This is a genomic window from Nonomuraea sp. KM88 (assembly GCF_052245635.1).
Classification (GTDB): domain Bacteria; phylum Actinomycetota; class Actinomycetes; order Streptosporangiales; family Streptosporangiaceae; genus Nonomuraea.
In genome coordinates this window covers 616,497-639,007 of sequence record NZ_JBQQCC010000003.1, presented here as the reverse complement: position 1 = coordinate 639,007, position 22,511 = coordinate 616,497, and the positions used below count along the sequence as shown (strand labels likewise).

Here is a 22,511-nt window from a genome sequence, read left to right as displayed (position 1 = left end):
AGTCTGTCGGGATGCACGTGCTTGAACTCGAAGGCGTAGACGTCCGCGTTGTCGGCAAGGCGCTGCTCGACGGCATCGACTGGCAGGTCGGCTACGGCGACCACTGGGCCGTCCTCGGCCCCAACGGCGCGGGCAAGACGACGCTCCTCTCGCTGGCCGGCGCCGTACGCCATCCCAGCGAGGGCACGGTCAAGGTGCTCGGCCACCCGCTCGGCCGGGTCGACGTGCGCGAGCTGCGCCGGCACATCGGCCTGGTCGCCTCCAGCCAGCGGCTGATCGACGAGGAGCTGATGGAGCAGGAGGGCGCGACCGCGCACACCGTGGTGCTCACCGGTCACACGGGGACGAGCGCTCCGCTGTGGGACAGGTACGGCGACGTGGAGCGTGACCGGGCCCACCGGCTGCTCGCGGACCTGGGCTGCAAGGAGCTGGCGGAGCGGCCGTTCCGCGTGTGCTCGCAGGGGGAACGCGCGAGGATCCGGGTGGCCAGGGCGCTCATGGCCGACCCGGCGGTGCTGCTGCTCGACGAGCCGTTCGCGGGGCTCGACCTGCCCGCCAGGGAAGACCTCATCACCGCTGTCGAGGAGCTCGCCACGACCAGGCCCGTGCTCACCACCGTGATGGTGACGCACCACCTGGAGGAGGTGCCCGCGACGACCACCCACGCCATGCTGATGCGCGACGCCGGAGTGCTCGCCGCCGGCCCCGTGGACGACGTGCTCACCCCCGCCAACCTCTCCGACTGCTTCGGCCGCTCCCTGCACGTGGACCGCGTGGACGGCCGCTGGTACGCCCGGGCCGCACGCCCCTGACAGCACCCTCCTCTGCGCCCTCCTCTGTGCCCTCCTCCCGGCGCCGCCTCCGACGCGGCCCATCCTGACCCCGCCCTCGCAGGCGCCCGCGTCGGTGTTCCCCTCCGCGTCCTCGTGGATGGTCCACCCGCGTCCGTGCCGGCGCCTGCGCCGCCGTCAGAGCTCCAGCGACCGCCCGGCGACCACCAGGGCCACATGCTCGGACTCGGCGGCCAGGCGCTCGTTCAACCTCCCCAGCACGTCCCTGAAGGCCCGCCCGGCGGCCGTGGCGGGCACCACGCCCAGCCCCACCTCGTCGGACACCGCCACGATCCGCTCCCGGGCCTGCCGCCACGCCGCCACGAGGTCGTCGCAGCGCTCGACCACGGGCGCGCGGTCGCCCTCCCAGGCCCCGTGCTCGTCGAAAACCGCCGCCACCCAGGTCCCCAGCCCGTCGATCAGCAGCGGTGTGGTGGCGCGCCTGATGGCCGTGGCCAGATCGGTGGTCTCGACGGTGGCCCAGTGAGCGGGACGCCGCGCCCGGTGCGCCCGCACCCGTTCCGCCCACTCGCCGTCCTCTCCCCCGGCCGGGCCGGTGGCGACATAGGTGACGTACGGCTCCGCCGCCAGCCGCAGCTCCGCCTCCGCCGACTTGCCCGAGCGCGACCCGCCCAGCAACAACGTCCGCCGCGGCCGGACTGCCCGCCCGCCCGCCCGCTCGTCCGCGGAGCCGTTCGCCCGCTCGGGTATCGGGCCGTTCGCCCGCTCGTCCGCGGAGCCGCTCAGCCGAGGGCTCGCAGGGTCGCTTCGCGGGCCGTTCGGCGGGCCGCACGCCAGTTCGGTGCCGTCAGGGACGGCGATCGCTCCCCACAGCCGCAGGCGCCTGGCCAGTTCCTCCTCCGACCGGACCCGGTGATCGAGCCCGACGGCCACCACCAGGGTCGCCTCGTCGGCCAGCCCCGAGCGCCGCAGCTCGCCGAGCCGCTCCGGCCGGTCCAGCAGGTCGATCAGCACGACGTCGTAGCGCGCCGGCCCACCTACTGGCCCGCCTACCGGCCCACCTACTGGGAGCGTCCGTCCCGCCGGCAGGTGGAGGAGCGCGGAGCCGCCGGGGCCTGCCAGCCCCAGACCGCCCGCAAGGGGCAGGTAGCCGTCGGGCGGGCCGGTGAAGGGGTAGCGGACCACGCCGTCCACGACCAGCTCGAACGGTCGGCGATGACCGGCGGGCAACCCGGCGCACGAGACGCACCCGCAGCCGGGCTCGGGCCAGCCGGTACGGCCCGCAGTGCCGTTGATGAGGAGCTTCACCGCGCCGAGCGTACAAACCCGCGTCCGCTCCCGCTCGCCCGGGTGCGCGACCTTGGGGTCAGCCGCCGGCCTTCACCGTGGTGCGGCGGCGGGTGGCCACCAGGGCGCCGCCTCCGAGCAGGGCCAGCACGCCCGCCCCACCCGCGATCCACGTGACCGGCACCCCGCCCTCGGAGGCGGTCTCGGGGAGGGCGCCGTCGAGCGCCGTGCCGCCCTTTTCCCTGCCCGGATAGCCGTCGACCGCGACGACGTCACCGCCCGCGTTCACCCGGACCCCGGCCATGGAGGCGAGGAGCCGGGCGGTGGTGGCGGACTCGGCGCCCGCGACGCACGTGGCCGACGGCTCGGCGGGCGGATGCTCGCCGGGGTAGGCGTCGGTGCCGGCCTCGCCGAAGTCCACCGCCACGACCACGCGCTTGTGCCCGGAACCGGCGGTGTCCTTGCCGCACACGGCCTGGAACGAGGGCAGCTCCCCGGCGGGGGGTTCGCCCGCCGTCCCGTCCGGGGCAGCCGAGAAGCGCCAGCCGATGACGGAGCCGTCCGGCGGCGAGTCGCCGGACGCGGCCGCCAGCCAGGCGGTGCCGTCGCTCCGCCAGACGCTCCACCCGCGCGCGGCGCCGGGATCGGCCGCGCCCGGGACGGGATCTCCGGGGGAGACGGGCGGTGCGGCGAGGGCAGAGCAGGGGAGGGAGACCGAGGCGGCCACCCCGAGGACGGCTCCGGCCGCAACACGAAACGCGCGCAGCATCGATGGACCTCCAAGCTCGGGAGTAGGGTTCCAGTGCCTGCGGAGGGTGCGCCGGCGAACCCGCGGAAAAGGAGCGTATGGCATGACATGGCGTTGGCGTTATGAAAAGGCAAATGGTGGTGAGGTAACGGATCGTCCTTTGCCGCGAGAGGTTTTTCCGAGCCAGGCGGACGCGGAGTCGTGGCTCGGCGAGAACTGGCGTGACCTGCTCGAATCCGGGGTGGAGCAGGTGGCCCTGCTCGAGGAGGATCGCGTCGAGTACGCGGGAATGTCATTGCGTCCGGAGTGAATGCCAGCAACACGAAAACCCCTTGAGCCATTCGTGGCCCAAGGGGTTTTCGCCGCGTGTGATTACGGGCGGGTGCGGGGGCTCTCCGTCTTGGAGGGGTCGCGCTCGACGACCGGGGCGAGCACGTCGTCGATCCGCCGCAGCACGTCCGCATCCAGCTTGACGCCCGACGCCCGCACGTTGTCACGCACCTGCTCGGGGCGGCTGGCGCCGATGATGGCGCTGGAGACGTTCGGGTTCTGCAGGACCCACGCGATGGCCAGCTGCGCCATGCTGAGCCCCAGGTCCGCGGCGATCGGCTTGAGCTCCTGGACGCGGGTCAGCACGTCGTCCCTCATCCACCGGGCGATCATGTTGCTGCCGCCGCTCTTGTCGGTCGCGCGCGAGCCCTCGGGGGGCTGCTGTCCCGGCAGGTATTTCCCGGTGAGCACGCCTTGGGCGATCGGCGACCAGACGATCTGGCCGACGCCCTCCTTCTCGCTCAGCGGCACGACCTCGGACTCGATGATCCGCCACAACATGGAGTACTGAGGCTGGTTCGACACGATCCGGTCGAAGCCCATCTGATCAGCGATCTTGAGGGCCTGGGCGATCTGCTCGGCCGTCCACTCGCTGACGCCGACGTAGAGGACCTTGCCCTGGCGTACGAGGTCGTCGAAGGTCTTGAGCGTCTCCTCGAGCGGGGTCTCGTAGTCGAAGCGGTGGGCCTGGTAGAGGTCGACGTAGTCGGTCTGCAGGCGCCGCAGCGAAGCGTGGATCGACTCGGTGAGGTGCTTGCGCGACAGGCCGCGGTCGTTCCTGCCGGGCCCGGTCGGCCAGTAGACCTTGGTGAAGATCTCCAGCGACTCCCTGCGTACGCCCTTCAGCGCCCGGCCGAGCACTTCCTCGGCCTTCGTCGCCGCGTACACGTCGGCCGTGTCGAACGTCGTGATGCCCTCGTCGAGTGCCGCCTGAACGCACTGCTTGGCGGCGTCCTCCTCGACCTGGGAGCCGTGAGTGAGCCAGTTGCCGTAGCTGATCTCGCTGACCACGAGACCGCTGCGACCGAGGTGTCGGAATTCCATGCGTCCGACCTTAATCCCGACACGTGGGGTGATCCGTTTCGGGATAGGGTGCGCGACGTGCTGAAGCTCGTACGGCTGGCGCTGACGGCCGCCGTCGTGACCGCCATCGTGGTCCGGCTGCGCCGCCGCGCCCGCATGCCGCAGACCCCGCCCTCGCCCCCGTCAGAGCGGCAGCCGGCGCGGCAGCCGGGCGGCAGGGCCGGGATGGGCGCGGCGTGGGCCGGCATCGCGCTGATCGTGGCGGTCACCCTGGCGGCCGCGCTGGTCCCCACGGAGGCGCAGGAGGCGTCCTCGGCCCGGGCACGGACCCACCAGGCCGAACAGGACGCCCTCACCGCCGCGCTGCTGGTGTCCGAGAACGACGCTCAGCTCCCTGCGCCGCTCGCCACCGGCCCCGCCGTCACGCCGCCCCCCACGCCGCTCCCCACGCCGGCCCCGACCGGCCCGCCCGTGCCCGACCCCGGTTGTGCGCCCGAGCCGCGCCCGGTGCGGGTGCGGCCGATCGATCCGAAGGTCAGGCGGGCCGTGGACCGCCAGTGGCGGCGGATCGAGCGGTGGCTGAGGGCGAACGCGCCCCGCTCGTACAGGACGCTCGGAGCGCCCGGCAGGGCCCGCACGATCGCGATCGCCGAGGCCCAGATGGGCGTGGACTTCCCCGACGACCTGCGCGCCTCGCTCCTGCGCCACAACGGCTCGCGAGGAGCGCGGGCGTTCGGTTTCGGGTTCTCGTACGACGGCGCCGCCAACCTCGGCATCCGCCGGATCAGGGACGCCTGGCGGGCGGAGTGCTCCAGGAACCGCACCGATCCGGCGCACGGGGACTGGAACGGCCGCATGATCCCGTTCGTGCTCTTCGAGGAGCGCCACGGCGAGGACGGGGTGTACGCCGTGGTCGATTCCGCGGCGGGCACCGTCGGGTGGGACGACACGATCTCCGGCACGGCGCCCCGGCTGCCGTCCTACTACGCGCTGATGCGGGCCGTCGCCGACGCCCTGGAGCAGGGCACGGCGGTCGAGGGCTGGCGGCCCGCGGTCAGAGGAGGCGTGCTGCGCTGGGACAACGCCGAGTACGGCAAGCCATAATTTTCCCGATTTGTCGGAGTCTTCCGGAAAATCGGGAAAATATGGTTATCGCTTGGGCTGCACCGGCTTGCCGCCCGGCAGAACCTGCGGCGGCGGGAAGCGCAGCTTGCGGATCTGCAGCGCCCGCATGGCCGCGTAGAAGCCGACGCCCCTGAGGCTCTCGTCCGGCATCTTCTCCGCCACCTGCCGCTTCACCTTCCAGGCGACATAGATGGAGGTGAACAGCACGCCGATCATCATGATCGGCCAGCCGACCGCGATGACGAGGTTGAGCACCTGCGCACGGATCTCCATCGGCCAGGGAATCCACGTCGCCAGCAGGATGAGTAGCGAGAACGGCAGAAAATACTGGCTCGGCAGCCGGCGGGAGTCGACCCAGTCGCGCGCGAACTTGCGCGCGGGGCCCTTGTCCCTCGCGGGGAAATAGCGCTCGTCACCGGCGAGCATGCCCCTGCGGGCTTTATCGCGCTCGGCGGCCTGCTTGGCCCGCATCTGCCGATAGGCCTCTTTGCGGTCTTTGGGCGCGGAGACCGGCTGGCGCCGTTTGCCTTCGGCATCCCGGCGCTTGGGTGTGGGACGACCTTTGCCCTTGGGCTTAGGATCGTCAGTGGGGGCGGGGGTATCGTCCACGGTGGTTTGGGAACGGCGTCGCAACACGACGTCAACCCTACCTGGACTGCAACTTAGTGACGCCCTCGCGCGTTATGCGTAGGGTAATCCCAAGGCGGCTGCGCTGCATTGGGAACACCAGCACGACCTAGAAGGGGACGGCCGACGCGCATGAGCGTGATGAAGAGACTTTCGATGATCTTCAAGTCCAAGGCCAACAGGGCTTTGGACAAGATGGAGGATCCGCGCGAGACCCTCGACTACTCCTATCAGCGGCAGCTGGAGCTGCTGCAGAAGGTGCGCAGGGGCGTGGCCGACGTCGCCACGTCACGCAAGAGGGTGGAGCTGCAGATCACCGGCCTGGAGAAGCAGGCCCAGCGTTACGAGGAGCAGGGCCGCAAGGCGCTGTCCGTGGGGCGTGAAGACCTCGCCCGCGAGGCGCTGCAGCGCAGGTCCAATCTGCAGGCGCAGATGGCCGACCTGAAGGTGCAGCACGACAACCTGCAGGCCGAGGAGGAGAAGCTGACCACGGCTTCCCAGCGGCTGCAGTCCAAGGTCGACTCCTTCCGCACGAAGAAGGAGACGATCAAGGCCACCTACACCGCCGCCGAGGCGCAGACGCGCATCAACGAGGCGTTCTCCGGCATCTCCGAGGAGATGGGCGACGTCGGCCTGGCGATCCAGCGTGCCGAGGACAAGACGGCGTCGATGCAGGCCCGCGCGGGCGCCATCGACGAGCTGCTGGCCAGCGGCGCGCTCGACGACTACAGCGGCACCAAGGGCGACGACATCCAGGCCGAGCTCGACCGCATGGGCGGCGGCATGGACGTCGAGCTCGAGCTGGCCAGGATGAAGTCCGAGCTGGGCCAGGGCCCGGCGCCGCAGGGAGCCATCGAGCAGGGCCAGCCGCAGCAGCAGCCCCAGCAGGCCCCGCAGCAGGCCCAGCAGCAGCCCGGCCAGACCCAGCAGCTGCGTCAGCCAGGGGAGGGCGCATGATTGTCAGGATCATGGGCGAGGGTCAGGTGGAGATCTCCGCCGACGACATCTCGGTCCTCAACGAGCTCGACACCGAGCTGGAGGCGGCCATCGACGCGGGCGACGAGAAGTCGTTCCGGGTCAAGCTGCACGCACTGCTCGACAAGGTGCGCCACGTGGGCAAGGCGCTTCCCGACGACAGCCTTGAGCCGTCAGAGCTGATCCTTCCCCCCGCGGACGCCTCCATCGAGGAGGTCCGGGAGATGCTGGGCGACCAAGGCCTCATCCCGGGCTGAGCCCGTGCGTACGCGGTTCGCGTCCGACCGCGGCCTGACCAGCCGCATGGTCGTGACGATGTTCCTGCTCGGGCTGCTCTACGTGGTGTTCGTCGGCGTCCTGATCGCCTTGGGCGTGCGGGCGCTGACCGTGCTGGTGCTGGCAGGGGGTCTGCTGCTCGTGCAGTATTTCCTGTCCGACCGCATCGCGCTGTTCGCGATGGGAGGGCGGGAGGTCTCGCCGCAGGAGGCCCCCGAGTTGCACGGCCTGATCGACCGGCTGTGCGCGCTGGCCGACATGCCCAAACCGCGGGTGGCGATCGCGGAGTCCGACGTCCCCAACGCGTTCGCCACCGGCCGCAACCAGAAGAACGCCGTCGTCTGCGTGACGACGGGCATCCTGCGGCGACTCGAGCCGCAGGAGCTCGAGGGCGTGCTCGCGCACGAGCTCTCCCACGTCGCGCACCGCGACGTGGCCGTCATGACGATCGCCTCGTTCCTCGGCATCGTGGCGGGCCTCATGACCAGGTTCGCCCTCTACACCGGGCTCGGCGGCCGCCGCAACGGCGGCCAGGGCGGCGTGCCGATCGGGCTGATCATCGTCCTGGTCTCCGTCCTCGTGTACGCCATCAGCTTCCTGCTCACCCGCGCCCTGTCGCGTTACCGGGAGCTGGCCGCCGACCGCGCGGGCGCGCTGCTCACCCAGAGGCCGTCGGCCCTGGCCAGCGCGCTGGTCAAGATCACCGGCGACATGGCCAGGATCCCCACGCGCGACCTGCGCGAGGCCGAGCCGTTCAACGCCTTCTACTTCGCCCCGGCGCTGGCCCCCGGCGAGACGCTCGCGAACCTGTTCTCCACGCACCCGCGGCTCGAGCGGCGGCTGGAGCAGCTGACGAACATCTCCAAGCAGCTCGGAAGGGGCTGAACCCGCATGGGCTGGCTCGATGCGCTGCTCGGCCGGTCGAAGCCGGTCAAGCCCAACCTCGACGCGCTGTTCGCGCTGCCGTCCGCGGCCGTGACGCTGCAGGCCGCGACCGGGCTCACGCCCACGGGCCTCGGCTCGGTGGCGTTCAGGGCCGCTGAGGGAGGCGCGTTCGCCACGCTCGAACGCGACGTCAAGGCGCTGCTCGGCGAGCGCGTCGAGGAGTCCGACGACGGCTACGGCTACACCTGGCTGCTGGTGCGCCGCGCGCCCGACGCGCTCAGCGACCTGGTCACCGAGCTGCACGCGGTCAACTCGTCGCTGGAGTCGGCCGGGTTCGGGCCCTCGCTGCTGTGCTCGCTGGTGTCGTTCGCCGCCCCGGACGACGGGCGCCGGCTGGCGGTCGTCTACCTGTACAAACGGGGCACGTTCTACCCGTTCGCGCCGCTCTCCGGGCAGCGGCGCGACAACGCGCTCGAACTGCAGGCCAGAGGCGCGCTGGAGGGTGAGCTGCCGCTGGAGAAGGACCTCAGCCGGTGGTTCCCCGTCTGGGGTGCGCCCGGCCTCTGACCAGGGGGCCTTTCCGGCGATAACCACCCACAGTGGTCTAATGGTCACGTGGAGCGAAGACTGGTCGTGCTTGCGGCATCCGCGCTCATCGTGGCGGCGGTGCTGGGCAGCGCGTGGATCACCGGCCAGTTCACCACACCGGCGGTCGACAGGGCCCACGGGTACGTCAGCGAGCTGGCCGCCCGCGACCAGCCGTGGACGCGCCTGTTCCGGGTCAGCGACGGGCTTGCCGGACTGGCGTGCGTGTCCGGCGTGCTGCTCCTGCCGAGGACGGCGCGCGAGTGGCGGGGCTGGCTGGCGGTGGCCGCGTTCGGGCTGTTCACCTTCGCCTCAGGAGTGTTCCCCCTCGACTGCGCGGCGCTGAGCGACCCGGCCTGCGGGCTGCGGGAGCCGTCCTGGCCGCACCGGGCGCACACGCTGGCGGGGGCGCTGTCCACGATCTGCGGGCTGGCGGCGATGGTGCTGCTCGGCGCGCGGTGGCGGTCGTGGGTGTCGTGGCTGCTCACCTGGCTCAGCGTGGCCGCCACGCTGCTCACGGTGGGCGCGCTCGCGGCGGGGCAGGGGGTGGGGATCGCGCACCGGGCCCAGCTGACGATGTTCGCGATCTGGCTCGTGTACGCGGCCCTGCACCTGCTCGTGTCGGACGACCACCAGACGCCGGTCCCCAGCCTGGGGCCCGCGCCCGTCTCGCGGGCCCGCGAAGCACGACCCGCGCCGCCCGCGTCGGGCACCGTCCCCGGCGTCGCGGCAGGCGCTGCCTCAGACGCTGCCCCCGGCGTCGCGGCAGGTGCCGCACCGGGCATCGGGCCGGGCGCCGCGGGGGACGCCGCGGGGCGCGGTGTGCCGGGCGCGGCGGGGGAGGCCGCGGCGGGTGTGCCGCCGGACGCGGACCTTGGCGAGGTGCTGGGCGCGGGCCCCGGCATGGCGCTGAACGCGGGCCCCGGCGTCGCCCTCGGCGCGGTGGCGGGCGGGCCGCCGGGCACGCGCGGGCCGGGAAGGGCGCCGGGCATGAGGCCGGACTTCGGAGCGGTGGACGGATACGGGCCGCCCCACGTGGTCGAGCAGGGGACCGGGCCCGCGGTGCTCATCACGGCGGGCGCCGCGGGCGCCTGGTTCCACTGGGACGCGGTGGCCGCGCAGCTCGGAAGGCGTCACCGCGTCATCCGCTTCGACCGCCCAGGGCTCGGCCTCAGTCCCCGTTCGCCGGCCCCGCCCACCCTGTACGCCGAGGTCGCCAGGCTGGCCGCGCTGGCCCCCGCCCACCCCGAGCAGGTGACGGTCGTCGCCCACGGCGTGGCCTGCTGGCACGCGGAGGCGTTCGCGAGGCTGCACCCGCTCTGCGTGGCGGGGCTCGTCCTCGTGGCCCCGGCCTGCGCCAGGGAGCGGCGGCCGCTCGCGCTGGCCAGGTCCGCGGGCCGGTGGCTGCCCGCCCTGGGCGGCACGTGGGGGGCGACCGCGCTGGCCCGCATGATCGGCCCTCCGGCGCACCGGCTGTTCGCGGGCTGCTCCGACCCGGCGGGCGTCTACAGCATGGGCAAGGTGCCGGCCGCCGTCGTGGGGGAGTGGCTGGCCCGCCGCGACATGGCGGCCGACCTGCACCGGCTCAGGGAGGAGAAACCGGTCCCCGGCGTGGCGGTCACCGTGATCAGCACGGGCGAGCGGGACGCCTGCCAGCAGCGGCTCGCGCGGGACCTGGAGGCCGAGCTCGTACGCCTGCCGGCCATCGGCCGCCAGGTGCCGCTCGAAGCCCCGGAGGCGATCGTGGACGCCGTCTCGGACCTACGCCGAGGTGGTCCCGTGAACGGGTGACCGGCGCGGTCACCGTCCCGTCCCGCCGGCAGGCGGCTCATCGGCCCGCGGGGCGGCGAGCACCTGGCGGTCCGGCGCACCAGGGGCCCCGGGTACGAGGCCGTGGTGATCGACCTGCCCGGCCGTGTCAGCCGGGCCCCGGCGACGGCGCCGGAGAGGGCGGAGTTCGACCGCACGGGCTTCCGCTTCAGCGGGAACGCCTCGTAAGCGGGCGGGGGATCTGATACGCAGTGAGGGACACGACCGCCGGGCGGGAAGGACACCGTATGGACATCACCGTCGTCGGCGAGGGCGCCGTCCTGGCCGTGCCCGACATCCTGCGGCTGCACGCCGGCGTCGAGGTGCGCAGGGCGTCGGCCGCAGACGCCTTCACCGCCGTCAGGGCCGCAGCCGCCCGGCTGGCCGAGGCGCTCAGCGGGGCGGGGATCGCCCCTGAGGACGTCCGCACGGCCGAGCTCTCCCTCGGGCCCGAGTACGAGTCCTATCCGAAGGTGGCCGCCTACCGCGGGGCGCGGGGCGTGGAGGTCGTCGTCCGCGACCTGGCCGGGGCCGACGGCGTCATCGACACCGTGGCGGGGGTGGGCGAGGAGGCCCGGCTCAACGGCGTGGTGTTCGAGGTGTCGGACCCGGCCGGCGCGCTGCGGGAGGCCCGGGCCCTGGCGTTCCGCGACGCGGCCGCCAAGGCGGCCCAGTACGCCGAGCTGTCCGGCCGCCCGCTGGGCCGCGTGGTGTCGGTGAGCGAGGAGGTCGCGAGCGGCCCGCAGCCGCTCACGATGGCCGCCGCGGAGAGCGGCGCCTCGATCAGTCCCGGCCGCCAGACCCTCTCGGTGAGGGTCCGGGTCGGCTACGACTTCGCGTAGGCCCGAGGCCCGGTCCTGGGCCTCGGGCGGCGCGTCACGGGAGGGCCAGCATGCGGTCGAGGGCGACCCTGGCCCAGTGGGCGGTGTCGTCGTCCACCGTGATCTGGTTGACGACCGCACCGTCCTCGGCGAGCACCAGCGACTCCAGGGCCCACACCAGGTGGGGCAGGTCGATCCGGTTCATGGTCGAGCAGTAGCAGACCGTGCGGTCCAGGAACGAGACGTTCTTGTCGGGGAACGTCTGGGCCAGGCGCTTGACCAGGTTGAGCTCGGTGCCGATCGCCCAGCTGGAGCCCGCCGGCGCCGCCTCGAGCGTCCTGATGATGTGCTCGGTCGAGCCCACGTGGTCGGCCTTGAGCACCACCTCGTGGCGGCACTCCGGGTGCACGAGCACGTTGACGCCCGGGATGCGCGCGCGTACGTCGTCCACCGACTCGGCGGTGAAACGGCCGTGCACTGAGCAGTGGCCCCGCCACAGGATCATCCGCGCGCGCTCAAGCTGCTCCCGCGTCAGCCCGCCGCCCGGGCGGTGCGGGTTCCACACCACGCAGTCGTCCAGCGACATGCCCATCTCCAGGACGGCCGTGTTGCGGCCGAGGTGCTGGTCGGGCAGGAACAGCACCTTGCCGCCCTGCTCGAAGGCCCAGTCGAGGGCGCGGCGGGCATTGGAGGAGGTGCAGACCGCGCCCCCGTTCCTGCCGCAGAAGGCCTTGATGTCGGCGCTGGAGTTCATGTAGGTGACCGGGATCACCTGGCCGGCCAGCCCGGCGTCCTCCAAGGCGTCCCAGCACTCCTCGACCTGGTCGAACGTGGCCATGTCGGCCATCGAGCAGCCGGCCGCGAGGTCCGGCAGGATCACCTTCTGGGCGTCGCCGGTCAGGATGTCGGCGGACTCGGCCATGAAGTGCACGCCGCAGAAGACGATGTACTCCGCCTCGGGCCGGGCCGCGGCCTGCTGGGCCAGCTTGAAGGAGTCGCCCGTCACGTCGGCGAACTGGATGACCTCGTCGCGCTGGTAGTGGTGGCCGAGCACGAAGAGGCGGTCGCCGAGGGCCTCCTTCGCCTTGCGGGCGCGTTCCACGAGGCCGGGGTCGGAGGCGGGCGGTAGCTCGCCGGGACACTCGACCCCCTTCTCGCTGTGCGGATCGGCGCCACTGCCGAGGACGAAGAGCGGCAGTCCAGTCTGGGTGGCCATGGCCGTACCCCCTTATCGTCGAATTGACGATACTCATCATGACACACGGACGAAAGCGGGCAATCAGGGGGAGGTGGGCCCGGGAATGTGTGGCATCCCCGAGGTGTTGGTAGCGTCATCAGTAGGACGTCGAAAACAGACAGCCGGGTTAGGGAGTCAGCAGATGACGGTTGAGAGCAGCGAGACCACGGCACAGGGCCTGATCCTGACCGACGCGGCCGCGGCCAAGGTCAAGAGCTTGCTCGAGCAGCAGGGCGAGGAGGGCCTGCAGCTGCGGGTCGCCGTGCAGCCGGGCGGCTGTTCCGGCCTGCGCTACCAGCTCTTCTTCGACGACCGGTCGATGGACGGCGACGTGGTGTCCGACTTCGGCGGCGTCAGTGTGGTCACCGACCGGATGAGCGCCCCCTACCTGATGGGCGCCTCGATCGACTTCGTCGACACCATCGAGAAGCAGGGCTTCACCATCGACAACCCCAACGCCACGGGCTCCTGCGCCTGCGGCGACTCGTTCAACTAGAGCGACGGGCGACTGGTCGCCGGGTCCCGCGCGCCTTTGTGCGCGCGGGACCTTCGCGTATCCTCGTTGGGCCCACTGGCCTGCTGACAACGAGGAAGAAGAACCCCGTGCGCATCGCCGTAACCGGCTCCATCGCGACAGACCATCTGATGACCTTCCCCGGAAGCTTCGGCGATCAGCTGATCGCCGAGCAACTCGACCGGGTGTCGCTTTCGTTCCTGGTCGATGACCTACAGATCCGTCGCGGTGGATGCGCCGCGAACATCGCGTTCGGCATGGGATGTCTGGGCCTGACCCCCATCCTGGTGGGTGCCGTCGGCAACGACTTCGCCGACTATCGTTCGTGGCTGGAGCGCCACGGCGTCGACTGCGGATCCGTGCACGTCTCGGAGACCCGGCACACCGCCCGCTTCCTGTGCACGACCGACGAGCACCACAACCAGATCGCCTCCTTCTACACGGGGGCCATGGCCGAGGCCCGGCTGATCGAGCTGCAGCCCGTCGCCGCCCGCACCGGTGGCCTCGATCTGGTGCTCATCAGCCCCAACGACCCCGACGCGATGCTGCGCCACACCGAGGAGTGCCGCCAGCGCGGCATCGGCTTCGCCGCCGACATCTCCCAGCAGCTCGCCCGCATGGAGGACGAGCAGATCCGCGCCCTCGTCGACGGCGCCTCCTACCTGTTCTCCAACGACTACGAGAAGGGGCTCATCGAGCAGAAGACCGGCTGGTCCGACGCGGAGATCCTCGACCGGGTCGGCGTCCGGATCACCACGCTCGGCCCCAAGGGCGCCGTCATCGACCGCAAGGGCGAGCCGTCGATCATGGTCGCTCCCGCCCCCGAGCGGGGCAAGGCCGACCCCACCGGCGTCGGCGACGCCTTCCGCGCCGGTTTCCTCGCGGGCCTGGCCTGGGGCCTGCCGCTGGAGCGCTGCGGGCAGATCGGCAACCTCACCGCCACCCACGTGCTGGAGCGCGTCGGCGGCCAGGAATATGAGCTCGGCCAGCAGGTCTTCCTCGAGCGGTTCGGCGCCGCCTACGGCGCCGAGGCAGCCGCGGAGGTCGCCGAGCACATCCGCTGCTACCACCCCTGAGCGGCGCGGGCCGTCCCGCCGCCCGGCGGGACGGCCCGGCGCGGATGGTCAGTAGTTGCGCCTGACGTGGATCGCCCAGCCGCCCTCCGGCAGCTCGTACGACCCGACGTGGCGGTGCGACTTCAGCCTGCACCACGCCGGCACGTCGGTGTAGGCGGCCGGGTCGTCGGCCAGCACCGCCACCACCCCGTTCAGCGGTACGTGGTTGATCTGCGCGGCCAGCATGATGATCGGGATCGGGCACTTCTTCCCGAGCGCGTCGATCGTCAAAGCCGGCTGGGTAACCTCGGTCATGCGACTCCTGCGTCCTGCCGGATGCGGCGCACCAGCTCGGGCAGCACGGCGAGGAACCGGTCGACCTCGGCCGCGGAAGCGCCCCTGGGCAGCGACACCCGGACATTCCCATGCGTCAGCACGCCCATCGCTTCCAGAACGTGCGATGGACGAAGCGTACTAGCGGTGCACGAGCTTCCTGACGACACGGCGAACCCGGCCTTGTCCAGCTCGGTCAGCAGCGCCTCGCCGTCGACGTACAGGCACGAGAAGGTCACGATGTGCGGCGCCCGCTCGTCGGGGTCGCCGATCACCTCCACGTCCGGGACGATCTTCGGGACCGTCTCCCTGATCCTGCCGACGAGCTCGGCCAGCCGCGCCTGCTCCTGCGACGCCTCCGCGGCCATCGCGCGCAGCGCGGCCGCCGCGGCCACGATGCCGGGGACGTTCTCGAAGCCCGGCACCCGCCGACGCTCCCGCTCGTCCTCCGGCAGGAACGAGCGGAACCGCGTGCCCTTGCGCACCGCCAGCACGCCCACGCCGGCGGGGCCGCCCCACTTGTGGGCGCTGGCCGCCAGCACCGACCAGCCGGGCGGGACCGGCATCCGGCCGGCCGTCTGCGCCGCGTCGACCAGCAGCGGCACCCCGTTGGCGCGGCACGCCGCGGCCGCCTCCGCCACCGGCTGCAGGGTGCCGACCTCGTGGTTGGCCGTCTGCAGGCAGGCCAGCGCCGTGCCGGGACGGGCCACCGCCTCGGTGAAGCGGTCGAGGTCGACCCGGCCGGTCAGGCCGACGCCGACGGTCTCGACCGTGCCGCCGTCGCGCTCGTGCACGCCGCCGGCGTGCAGCACGCTGGAGTGCTCGACGGCCGTGGTGACCAGATGACGCCCGACCCTGCGCCTGCCGTGTAGGGTGCCGAGCACGCCGAGATGCACGGCCTGCGTGCCCGAGGAGGTGAACGACACCTCGTCGGGGCGCGCGCCGAGCGCTTCGGCCACTTCCGTGCGGGCCTGTTCGAGCAGCAGGTGCGCGCGGCGGGCCTGGCCGTAGAGTCTCGCGGGGTCGGCCCAGCCGACGTCGATCGCCGCCAGCAGCGCCTCGCGTGCCTGGGGGTGGAGCGGCTCACTCGAGGCCGCGTCGAAATACGCCACGAGACTCATCGTCCCACTTCCGGCGCCATGGAGGGGTCGCGCGGTGGGGCAAGGCCCCTGCACGCTAATGTGTCTGCTTGTCAGTCTGTGCATGAATCAGAAACAGCAATACGCGCCCAGGGGAAAGACTCTTGGGCTACATCTGTGGGGTAGGCGATCCGTGAGTCCGACTCGCCGTACGACGCGGCGTTCGTTGGCCCGGCGCAGGGTGCCACGCGCCGCCGCTTTGGCGTTGCTGCTGGCCACTGCTACGGCGTGTGCTAATGACGTCCCCGAGGCCGACTGGTCTCGCGGCCTTCTTCCCGGCCACATCACCGAAGAGGGCAATGTGGTCCAAAGCCTGTGGAACGGGGCCTGGATCGCCGCGCTCGCCACGGGTGCCGTCGTCATTGTCCTGATCGTGTGGGCGGCCATCTTCCACCGCAAGCGCAAGGCGAAGGCCGAGCTCCCGCCGCAGGTCCGCTACAACCTGCCGATCGAGATGCTCTACACCTTGATCCCGCTCGTCATGGTGTCGGTGTTCTTCTTCTTCACCGCCCGCGACAGCGAGCGACTGGAGCAGATCTCCGGGAACGCGCCGGTGAAGGTCAAGGTCGAGGCATACCAGTGGAGCTGGCGCTTCACCACCACCGTCGACGGCAAGCAGCTGCCGCCGGTCTCCGGCGTTCCGGTGAGCGACTACAACAAGGGCCCCCAGCTGGTCCTGCCGACGAAGACCAAGATCGAGTTCGATCTGCAGAGCGACGACGTCATCCACTCGTTCTGGGTGCCGGAGTTCCTGTTCAAGCGGGACATCCTCCCCGGCATCCCGGAGGACAACCCGGGTCGCAAGTTCGAGATCACGACGCTCGACCGGACAGGCGTGTTCGCCGGCCGCTGCGCTGAGCTGTGCGGCGTCGACCACAGCCGGATGCTCTTCTCGGTGAAGCTCGTTCCGCAGGCTGAGTTCGACCAGTACATCGCGACCCAACAGGCTGGGAGTGCCCAGTGACCGCCATCCAAGAACCACTCAGGACGCCGATCAGGCCCGTCACCAAGGGCCAGATCATCGCCAAGTGGCTGTCCTCCACCGATCACAAGATCATCGGGCACCTCTACCTGATCTCGTCGTTCGCGTTCTTCCTCATCGGCGGCGTCATGGCGCTGGTCATGCGGGCCGAGCTGGCGCAGCCGGGCCTGCAGTTCACCAGCAACGAGCAGTTCAACCAGCTGTTCACCATGCACGGCACGATCATGCTGCTCATGTTCGCGACGCCGCTGTTCGCCGGTTTCGCCAACGAGCTGATGCCCCTGCAGATCGGCGCACCCGACGTGGCGTTCCCGCGCCTCAACATGGTGAGCTACTGGCTCTACCTGTTCGGCAGCATCATCGCGGTCTCGGGCTTCTTCACCCCGGGGGGCGCGGCGTCGTTCGGCTGGTTCGCCTACACGCCGCTGTCCAACGCGATCAACTCGCCCGGCGTCGGCGGCGACCTGTGGATCATGGGCCTGGCCCTGTCGGGTCTGGGCACCATTCTCGGCTCGGTCAACTTCATCACCACGATCATCTGCATGCGGGCTCCCGGCATGACCATGTTCCGCATGCCGATCTTCACCTGGAACGTGCTGCTGACCAGCATGCTCGTGCTGATGGCGTTCCCGGTGCTGGCCGCCGCGCTGCTGGCGCTGGAGGCCGACCGCAAGCTGGGCACCCACATCTTCGACTCGGAGTTCGGCGGAGCGCTGCTCTGGCAACACCTGTTCTGGTTCTTCGGACATCCCGAGGTATACATCATCGCCCTGCCGTTCTTCGGCATCGTGACGGAGATCCTGCCGGTCTTCAGCCGCAAGCCGATCTTCGGTTACATCAGCCTCGTGGCCGCGACGATCTCCATCGCCGGTCTGTCCATCACGGTCTGGGCGCACCACATGTTCCCGACCGGGCAGGTGTTGCTGCCGTTCTTCTCGTTCATGACGTTCCTCATCGCGGTGCCGACGGGTGTGAAGTTCTTCAACTGGGTCGGCACGATGTGGCGAGGGCATCTCACGTTCGAGTCGCCGATGTTGTTCTCGGTCGGCTTCCTGGTGACGTTCCTCCTGGGCGGCCTGACCGGTGTCATCCTGGCCTCGCCGCCGCTCGACTTCCACATCAGCGACACCTACTTCGTCGTCGCGCACTTCCACTACGTGGTGTTCGGCACCGTGGTGTTCGCCATGTTCGCCGGGTTCTACTTCTGGTGGCCCAAGTTCACCGGCAAGATGCTCGACGACAAGCTCGGCAAGCTGCAGTTCTGGCTGCTGTTCATCGGCTTCCACACCACGTTCCTCATCCAGCACTGGCTGGGCGTGGTGGGCTTCCCGCGCCGCTACGCCGACTACAGCGCGGCCGACGGCTTCACCGACCTCAACATGATCTCGTCGGTGGGCGCGTTCATCCTGGGCGCCTCGACGTTGCCGTTCTTCTACAACGTCTGGAAGACCTGGCGCAGCGCGCCCAAGGTCACCGTCGACGACCCCTGGGGCTACTGCGGCTCGCTCGAATGGGCGACCTCATGCCCGCCGCCGCGGCACAACTTCACGTCGCTGCCGCGCATCAGGTCCGAGCGTCCCGCGTTCGACCTGCACTATCCGCACGTGTCCGCCAAGTCCGCCCAGGAGGTCGAGGCCTGATGAAGGTCCAGGGTTGGCTGTTCCTGCTGTGCGGCCTGTTCTTCGCCGCCGTCGACATCGCCTACTGGTTCTGGACCAAGGCGGCGATGGGCAGAGGCGAGCCGGTCGGCACCACGGCCATGGCCATCTCGGTCGGGTTCGCGTTCATGGTCGGCTACTACCTGATGTTCACCGCGCGGCGCATCGGCGCCCAGCCGGAGGACAGCAAGCAGGCCGAGATCAGCGACGGCGCGGGGGAGATCGGCTTCTTCAGCCCGAGCAGCTGGTGGCCGCTCTTCCTCTGCCTGGCGGCGGCCTTCGCCTTCGCCGGGTTCGTGATCGGTTTCTGGATGTTCCTGATCGGCGTGTTCCTGGTCATCATGGCCATGATCGGGTTCGTGTTCCAGTACTACCGGGGTAACTTCTCGCACTGAGCCACACCTGAGGCGGGCGTGCTCCCATGAGGGAGGATGCCCGCTTTTTGGTGTTCTTTTCCGGTGTCCGGATGTGGTCATTCGATCACTCAGGGTACTAATGAGAAATCTGCTGCGTGGACTGCCTCTATGGCCCTAACCAGGTATGGGGCGCCAAGCGAGCGGATTTCTCATCAGGTAAGGCAATGGAGCGGGACAAGGGAGTCACTCGTGGGGCGCGTAGCGTATGGATCGGCCGGCCTGCTGGCCTTGGCGCTGCTCACCGCGTGCTCGGAAGCCGGCACGGCGGGCGGCACGGCGGGCGAGCCCGACGGAGTCGCGATGGCGGGCGCGGGGGTGCGAGCGCCCTCTGTGACGTTCTCTCCGGCCGACAAGGCCGCCGACGTGCCCACGGACCAGCCCGTCGTGGTGTCGGCCCAAGGGGGAACGCTCAGGAGCGTGCGCGTGGAGGGCGACAAGTCCGGCTCGCTGGACGGTGTCCTGAGCGGCGACCGTACGCGGTGGCGCAGCACCGTCACGGCGAGGCCGGGCGTGACCTACACGGTCACCGCGCTCTCGGTGGACGCCGCGGGCAAGCAGACCCAGGCGAAGAGCACGTTCAAGACGGTCAAGAGCAACAAGACGTTCGACATCAAGACGATCACCCCGAACAAGGACTACACCGGGCTGACGGTCGGCGTCGGCATGCCCATCATGATCGAGTTCGACCAGCCGGTCGCCGACCGCGTGTCCGTCGAGCGCAACCTCATCGTCCGCACGTCCAAACCGGTCGAGGGCGCCTGGCACTGGTTCGACGACACCCACGTGGACTTCCGGCCGCGGAAGTACTGGCCCGCGCACACGAAGGTGCGGGTGGAAGCCAAGCTGGCAGGAGTGCGCGGCGGGCCCGGCATGTACGGCAAGCGCGACGTCCGGCTCAACTTCAAGATCGGCCGCGAGCAGATCACCAAGGGCAGCACCAACAACCACGTGCTCACGGTCAGGCGCAACGGCAAGAAGATCCGGACGATGCCGATGAGCGCCGGCCAGGGCGGGCAGTGGAAGTACTACACCACCTCCGGCATCCACCTGGCCATGTCGCGCGAACCAGTGACGATCATGACCTCTCCGGGGATCGGGCCCGGCTCCCCGGGCTACTACCGGCTGACGGTCTACAACACGGTCCGCATCTCCAACAGCGGCGAGTACGTGCACAGCGCACCCTGGTCGGTCGGGTCGCAGGGCCACGCGAACGTCAGCCACGGATGCGTCAACGTCAGCCCGGCGAACGCCGCGTGGTTCATCAAGAACACGCTGATCGGCGACCCGATCATCATCACGGGCTCGCCGCGGCAGCTGGAGCCCACGAACGGGTGGGGGCACTGGCAGGAGAGCTGGAAACAGTGGCTCAAGTGGAGCTCGATCAAGTCGGGTCCCACCGTCACCCTGCCGTAGCCGGCCACCGTACGACGACCGCCGGACCGGGTCACGCCACCGGTCCGGCGGTTCCTGCCGCCAGACCCGCCTCCCGCCCGGCCGCGGGCCTCGGCGCGCCACACAACGTGCCGCCCGGGCAGCGCGATCCCGGAGGACCGGCGACCAGGACGTCAGGCGGGGCCGCAGGCGCCGCTGACCTCGACCCAGCGGTCGAGGGTGGCCGCGGCCGCACCCGAGTCGACCGCCTGCACCGCGCGGGCGTAGCCGTCGATCATCGCCGAGTCGAGGTTGTCGCCGGGCCCGTCGAGGGCCACCAGGGCCGCGGCCGCGTTGAGCAGGACGGCGTCGCGCACCGGGCCGGTCTTGCCGCGCACCAGGTCGTGCACGGCCTGGGCGTTGAACGCCACGTCGCCGCCGCGCAGCGCGCCCACGTCGGCGCGCGGGATGCCGAGCACCGACGGGTCGAAGCCGGTCTGCGTCGCGGTGCCGTCCTTCACCACCCAGACCGTGGAGGTGCCGGCGATGGTCAGCTCGTCGAGGCCGTCGTCGCCGCGGAACACCAGGGCGGAGACCCCGCGCTCGGCGAAGACGCCCGCCAGCACGGGCAGCATCGCGGCGTCGAAGACGCCGATGGCCTGGGCGGCGGGGCGGGCCGGGTTGGTGAGGGGCCCCAGGAAGTTGAAGACCGTGGGAACGCCGATCTCCTTACGGGTGGGCCCGGCGAAGCGAAGCGCGGGGTGGTAGACCGGGGCGAAGCAGAACGCGATGCCCGCCTCGCGCGCGACCAGCGCCGTCTGCTCGGGCGTCAGGTCGAGCCGGATGCCCAGGTGCTCCAGGACGTCGGCGGCGCCGCACGAGGACGAGGCGGCGCGGTTGCCGTGCTTGACGACCCTGGCGCCCGCGGCGGCGGCCACGATGGCGGCCATCGTCGAGACGTTGACGGTGTGGGCACGGTCGCCGCCCGTGCCGACGACGTCGACCACGGGGCCCTCGACGCTCAGCGGCGTGGCCAGCTCCAGCATGGTGCGGGCCAGGCCGACCACTTCGGCCACCGTCTCGCCCTTGGCGCGCAGCGCGATCGCGAAGCCGGCGATCTGGGCGGACGTCGCGGTGCCGGACATGATCTCCCGCATCGCCCAGGCCGTCTCGTCAGAGGTGAGGTGCTCGCCTGACAGGAGAGCGGAAAGCAGGGTGGGCCAGGTCGTGCGGGAGTCCATGGGCACCTACTTAGCGTTGAGTCGGGTGGAGGAGCGGCGGCGCATGAGATCGGCGACCGTGTCGGCCAGCACCATCGGCTCCAGGGGCTGCGACACGACGGCGTCGGCCTTGGACCAGTCGGCCAGCCAGCGGTCGTCGCGCCTGGCGATGATCAGGCAGATGGGCGGGCAGTCGTAGACCTCGTCCTTCGCCTGGCGGGAGATGCCCATGCCGCCCGCCGGCTGGGTCTCGCCGTCGAGGACGGCCACGTCGATCTCGCCGGAGCCCAGCCACTGGTGGACCTTGGGCTCGGTGGCGCACTCCACGAGCTCGACGAAAGGCACGTCGGCGGCCGGGCGCCTGCCGATGGCCGCGCTCACCTCGGCCCTGGTGGCGGCGTCGTCGCTGTAGACGAGGACCTTCATCGTGTCGTCGGTGCTCCCAGTGGACATCGCTGTCGCGCTCACTATCGTGTCGTAGCAGTATGGTCACCTGGGATCGTACCGGTGCGGCGGTGTGCAATCCCAGGCCGCCCGAGCGCGTGCCGCGCGTGCTGGGCGGTTTGGGTGTGGTTTGCCCCAATTATCCCAGGTTGGTGCGCGGTTCGTGCCCTCTAACGGGGGGTCGTGCGCCGGACCGACCACTGGAGCCGCAATAATGCTGCCCGTGGCGACAGCATCCGCAATAACTTCGACGACGGCAGCCCAGCCGTACCGCAGACCCAACCTGGTCAGCGTCGGTACGATCGTCTGGCTGTCCTCCGAGCTCATGTTCTTCGCGGCGCTGTTCGCGATGTACTTCACCATCCGGTCGGTGAGCGAGGGGAAGGGCCTGGCGTGGAATCCGCTCATGGTCCCGAACCCCGAGCACGACCTGAACATCCCGTTCGCGACGGTCAACACGATCATCCTGGTGCTGTCGAGTGTGACGTGCCAGCTCGGTGTGTGGGCCGCGGAGAAGGGGCAGGTCGGCAAGCTCCGCTTCTGGTACATCGTCAGCTTCCTCATGGGCGCGGTCTTCATCGCGGGGCAGCTGTACGAGTACGGCGAGCTGGCGTCAGACGGCGCGACCCTGTCCGCCAACGCCTATACCTCGGTGTTCTACCTGACGACGGGCTTCCACGGCCTGCACGTGACCGGTGGCCTGATCGCGTTCCTGTTCATGCTGGGACGCACGTACGCCGCGAAGCGCTTCACGCATGAGCAGGCCACCAGCGCGATCGTCGTGTCCTACTACTGGCACTTCGTCGACGTCGTCTGGATCGGTCTTTTCGCGACCATCTACATCATTCGTTAAGGAACGG

General features: G+C 70.6%; 25 protein-coding genes. 16 read left to right on the top strand and 9 right to left on the bottom strand.

Annotation, left to right across the window (positions count from 1 at the left end; all coding sequences use genetic code 11):
- The first annotated feature begins 11 nt into the window (after window positions 1–11).
- Complete coding sequence (locus ACTWPV_RS12560) at window positions 12–812, top strand: ABC transporter ATP-binding protein (RefSeq protein WP_443151866.1); 801 nt, start codon at window positions 12–14, stop codon at window positions 810–812.
- A gap of 156 nt (window positions 813–968) precedes the next feature.
- Here the strand turns inward: ACTWPV_RS12560 and ACTWPV_RS12555 are convergent, their stop codons facing one another.
- Both ACTWPV_RS12555 and ACTWPV_RS12550 read right to left on the bottom strand, forming a co-directional pair.
- Window positions 969–2,099 (bottom strand): bifunctional adenosylcobinamide kinase/adenosylcobinamide-phosphate guanylyltransferase, encoded by a 1,131-nt coding sequence (locus ACTWPV_RS12555; protein ID WP_443151865.1) that lies wholly within the window; start codon window positions 2,097–2,099, stop codon window positions 969–971.
- 58 nt (window positions 2,100–2,157) lie between these two features.
- The gene (locus tag ACTWPV_RS12550; protein WP_443151864.1) at window positions 2,158–2,847 is read right to left on the bottom strand and encodes an SCO2322 family protein; all 690 of its coding nucleotides are present in this window, start codon (window positions 2,845–2,847) and stop codon (window positions 2,158–2,160) included.
- A gap of 82 nt (window positions 2,848–2,929) precedes the next feature.
- Here ACTWPV_RS12550 and ACTWPV_RS12545 point away from each other — a divergent pair, with 82 nt between their 5' ends.
- Window positions 2,930–3,136, top strand: a complete 207-nt coding sequence (locus ACTWPV_RS12545) for a hypothetical protein (protein WP_347620821.1) — start codon at window positions 2,930–2,932, stop codon at window positions 3,134–3,136.
- Between the two features lie 62 nt (window positions 3,137–3,198).
- On the opposite strand, the gene ACTWPV_RS12540 is transcribed toward ACTWPV_RS12545, so the two are convergent.
- On the bottom strand, window positions 3,199–4,200 hold the full coding sequence (locus ACTWPV_RS12540) for an aldo/keto reductase family protein (protein WP_443151863.1): 1,002 nt from the start codon (window positions 4,198–4,200) through the stop codon (window positions 3,199–3,201).
- Window positions 4,201–4,257: 57 nt separating this feature from the next.
- Between ACTWPV_RS12540 and ACTWPV_RS12535 the strand changes: the two genes are divergently transcribed.
- Window positions 4,258–5,283 (top strand): SMI1/KNR4 family protein, encoded by a 1,026-nt coding sequence (locus tag ACTWPV_RS12535; protein ID WP_443151862.1) that lies wholly within the window; start codon window positions 4,258–4,260, stop codon window positions 5,281–5,283.
- Window positions 5,284–5,328: 45 nt separating this feature from the next.
- On the opposite strand, the gene ACTWPV_RS12530 is transcribed toward ACTWPV_RS12535, so the two are convergent.
- Window positions 5,329–5,913: a DUF3043 domain-containing protein gene (locus tag ACTWPV_RS12530; protein WP_443151861.1), complete on the bottom strand. Its 585-nt coding sequence runs from the start codon at window positions 5,911–5,913 to the stop codon at window positions 5,329–5,331.
- A gap of 150 nt (window positions 5,914–6,063) precedes the next feature.
- Here ACTWPV_RS12530 and ACTWPV_RS12525 point away from each other — a divergent pair, with 150 nt between their 5' ends.
- The 6 genes from ACTWPV_RS12525 to ACTWPV_RS12500 all read left to right on the top strand — a co-directional run bounded on the left by ACTWPV_RS12525 (window position 6,064) and on the right by ACTWPV_RS12500 (window position 11,303).
- Window positions 6,064–6,888, top strand: a complete 825-nt coding sequence (locus ACTWPV_RS12525; RefSeq protein WP_347642598.1) for a PspA/IM30 family protein — start codon at window positions 6,064–6,066, stop codon at window positions 6,886–6,888.
- The gene (pspAA, locus tag ACTWPV_RS12520; protein ID WP_132519798.1) at window positions 6,885–7,163 is read left to right on the top strand and encodes a PspA-associated protein PspAA; all 279 of its coding nucleotides are present in this window, start codon (window positions 6,885–6,887) and stop codon (window positions 7,161–7,163) included. The genes ACTWPV_RS12525 and pspAA overlap by 4 nt, the downstream gene beginning before the upstream one ends.
- Window positions 7,164–7,167: 4 nt before the next feature.
- Window positions 7,168–8,067: a zinc metalloprotease HtpX gene (gene htpX / locus ACTWPV_RS12515; RefSeq protein ID WP_443151860.1), complete on the top strand. Its 900-nt coding sequence runs from the start codon at window positions 7,168–7,170 to the stop codon at window positions 8,065–8,067.
- 6 nt (window positions 8,068–8,073) lie between these two features.
- On the top strand, window positions 8,074–8,634 hold the full coding sequence (gene pspAB, locus ACTWPV_RS12510; RefSeq protein ID WP_347642600.1) for a PspA-associated protein PspAB: 561 nt from the start codon (window positions 8,074–8,076) through the stop codon (window positions 8,632–8,634).
- A gap of 48 nt (window positions 8,635–8,682) precedes the next feature.
- On the top strand, window positions 8,683–10,443 hold the full coding sequence (locus tag ACTWPV_RS12505) for an alpha/beta fold hydrolase (RefSeq protein ID WP_443151859.1): 1,761 nt from the start codon (window positions 8,683–8,685) through the stop codon (window positions 10,441–10,443).
- Window positions 10,444–10,709: 266 nt separating this feature from the next.
- Window positions 10,710–11,303: an SIMPL domain-containing protein gene (locus ACTWPV_RS12500; RefSeq protein WP_347642602.1), complete on the top strand. Its 594-nt coding sequence runs from the start codon at window positions 10,710–10,712 to the stop codon at window positions 11,301–11,303.
- Between the two features lie 34 nt (window positions 11,304–11,337).
- On the opposite strand, the gene nadA is transcribed toward ACTWPV_RS12500, so the two are convergent.
- Entirely contained in the window at window positions 11,338–12,498 is a 1,161-nt protein-coding gene (gene nadA, locus ACTWPV_RS12495) for a quinolinate synthase NadA (RefSeq protein ID WP_443151858.1), read from the bottom strand.
- A gap of 163 nt (window positions 12,499–12,661) precedes the next feature.
- On the opposite strand from nadA, the gene erpA reads away from it, so the two are divergent.
- Together erpA and ACTWPV_RS12485 are read left to right on the top strand one after the other, a co-directional pair.
- Entirely contained in the window at window positions 12,662–13,015 is a 354-nt protein-coding gene (gene erpA, locus ACTWPV_RS12490) for an iron-sulfur cluster insertion protein ErpA (protein ID WP_043638338.1), read from the top strand.
- Window positions 13,016–13,122: 107 nt separating this feature from the next.
- Entirely contained in the window at window positions 13,123–14,109 is a 987-nt protein-coding gene (locus ACTWPV_RS12485) for a carbohydrate kinase family protein (RefSeq protein ID WP_443151857.1), read from the top strand.
- Between the two features lie 48 nt (window positions 14,110–14,157).
- On the opposite strand, the gene ACTWPV_RS12480 is transcribed toward ACTWPV_RS12485, so the two are convergent.
- Entirely contained in the window at window positions 14,158–14,403 is a 246-nt protein-coding gene (locus ACTWPV_RS12480) for a sulfurtransferase TusA family protein (RefSeq protein WP_347642605.1), read from the bottom strand.
- Entirely contained in the window at window positions 14,400–15,542 is a 1,143-nt protein-coding gene (locus tag ACTWPV_RS12475; protein ID WP_347642606.1) for a cysteine desulfurase family protein, read from the bottom strand. Before ACTWPV_RS12475 ends, ACTWPV_RS12480 begins: the two co-directional genes overlap by 4 nt.
- 217 nt (window positions 15,543–15,759) lie before the next feature.
- Between ACTWPV_RS12475 and ctaC the strand changes: the two genes are divergently transcribed.
- From ctaC to ACTWPV_RS12455, 4 genes are all read left to right on the top strand, one after another.
- A complete protein-coding gene (gene ctaC / locus ACTWPV_RS12470) occupies window positions 15,760–16,524 on the top strand; it encodes an aa3-type cytochrome oxidase subunit II (protein WP_347642607.1) in 765 nt (254 codons plus the stop codon).
- Window positions 16,521–18,182 (top strand): aa3-type cytochrome oxidase subunit I, encoded by a 1,662-nt coding sequence (ctaD, locus tag ACTWPV_RS12465; RefSeq protein WP_347620835.1) that lies wholly within the window; start codon window positions 16,521–16,523, stop codon window positions 18,180–18,182. The genes ctaC and ctaD overlap by 4 nt, the downstream gene beginning before the upstream one ends.
- Window positions 18,182–18,595 carry a cytochrome c oxidase subunit 4 gene (locus tag ACTWPV_RS12460; RefSeq protein WP_347642608.1) on the top strand — a complete coding sequence of 138 codons (414 nt, stop codon included), beginning with the start codon at window positions 18,182–18,184 and terminating at the stop codon, window positions 18,593–18,595. The genes ctaD and ACTWPV_RS12460 overlap by 1 nt, the downstream gene beginning before the upstream one ends.
- A gap of 210 nt (window positions 18,596–18,805) precedes the next feature.
- Window positions 18,806–20,029 carry a L,D-transpeptidase gene (locus ACTWPV_RS12455; protein ID WP_443151856.1) on the top strand — a complete coding sequence of 408 codons (1,224 nt, stop codon included), beginning with the start codon at window positions 18,806–18,808 and terminating at the stop codon, window positions 20,027–20,029.
- A gap of 152 nt (window positions 20,030–20,181) precedes the next feature.
- On the opposite strand, the gene trpD is transcribed toward ACTWPV_RS12455, so the two are convergent.
- Window positions 20,182–21,228 carry an anthranilate phosphoribosyltransferase gene (gene trpD, locus ACTWPV_RS12450; RefSeq protein WP_347642610.1) on the bottom strand — a complete coding sequence of 349 codons (1,047 nt, stop codon included), beginning with the start codon at window positions 21,226–21,228 and terminating at the stop codon, window positions 20,182–20,184.
- Window positions 21,229–21,234: 6 nt separating this feature from the next.
- On the bottom strand, window positions 21,235–21,660 hold the full coding sequence (locus ACTWPV_RS12445; RefSeq protein WP_347642611.1) for a hypothetical protein: 426 nt from the start codon (window positions 21,658–21,660) through the stop codon (window positions 21,235–21,237).
- A gap of 205 nt (window positions 21,661–21,865) precedes the next feature.
- Here ACTWPV_RS12445 and ctaE point away from each other — a divergent pair, with 205 nt between their 5' ends.
- The gene (ctaE, locus tag ACTWPV_RS12440; RefSeq protein ID WP_347620840.1) at window positions 21,866–22,504 is read left to right on the top strand and encodes an aa3-type cytochrome oxidase subunit III; all 639 of its coding nucleotides are present in this window, start codon (window positions 21,866–21,868) and stop codon (window positions 22,502–22,504) included.
- Window positions 22,505–22,511: the final 7 nt, after the last annotated feature.

Coding starts and splice junctions, on each gene's coding strand:
- ACTWPV_RS12540 (WP_443151863.1), bottom strand. CDS start 4,200: ATGGAATTCCGACACCTCGGTCGCAGCGGTCTCGTGGTCAGCGAGATC.
- nadA (WP_443151858.1), bottom strand. CDS start 12,498: ATGGCCACCCAGACTGGACTGCCGCTCTTCGTCCTCGGCAGTGGCGCC.
- ctaE (WP_347620840.1), top strand. CDS start 21,866: ATGCTGCCCGTGGCGACAGCATCCGCAATAACTTCGACGACGGCAGCC.
- erpA (WP_043638338.1), top strand. CDS start 12,662: ATGACGGTTGAGAGCAGCGAGACCACGGCACAGGGCCTGATCCTGACC.
- ACTWPV_RS12480 (WP_347642605.1), bottom strand. CDS start 14,403: ATGACCGAGGTTACCCAGCCGGCTTTGACGATCGACGCGCTCGGGAAG.
- trpD (WP_347642610.1), bottom strand. CDS start 21,228: ATGGACTCCCGCACGACCTGGCCCACCCTGCTTTCCGCTCTCCTGTCA.
- ACTWPV_RS12545 (WP_347620821.1), top strand. CDS start 2,930: ATGACATGGCGTTGGCGTTATGAAAAGGCAAATGGTGGTGAGGTAACG.
- pspAA (WP_132519798.1), top strand. CDS start 6,885: ATGATTGTCAGGATCATGGGCGAGGGTCAGGTGGAGATCTCCGCCGAC.
- ACTWPV_RS12460 (WP_347642608.1), top strand. CDS start 18,182: ATGAAGGTCCAGGGTTGGCTGTTCCTGCTGTGCGGCCTGTTCTTCGCC.
- pspAB (WP_347642600.1), top strand. CDS start 8,074: ATGGGCTGGCTCGATGCGCTGCTCGGCCGGTCGAAGCCGGTCAAGCCC.
- ACTWPV_RS12475 (WP_347642606.1), bottom strand. CDS start 15,542: ATGAGTCTCGTGGCGTATTTCGACGCGGCCTCGAGTGAGCCGCTCCAC.
- ACTWPV_RS12550 (WP_443151864.1), bottom strand. CDS start 2,847: ATGCTGCGCGCGTTTCGTGTTGCGGCCGGAGCCGTCCTCGGGGTGGCC.
- ACTWPV_RS12560 (WP_443151866.1), top strand. CDS start 12: ATGCACGTGCTTGAACTCGAAGGCGTAGACGTCCGCGTTGTCGGCAAG.
- ACTWPV_RS12525 (WP_347642598.1), top strand. CDS start 6,064: ATGAGCGTGATGAAGAGACTTTCGATGATCTTCAAGTCCAAGGCCAAC.
- ACTWPV_RS12500 (WP_347642602.1), top strand. CDS start 10,710: ATGGACATCACCGTCGTCGGCGAGGGCGCCGTCCTGGCCGTGCCCGAC.
- ACTWPV_RS12445 (WP_347642611.1), bottom strand. CDS start 21,660: ATGTCCACTGGGAGCACCGACGACACGATGAAGGTCCTCGTCTACAGC.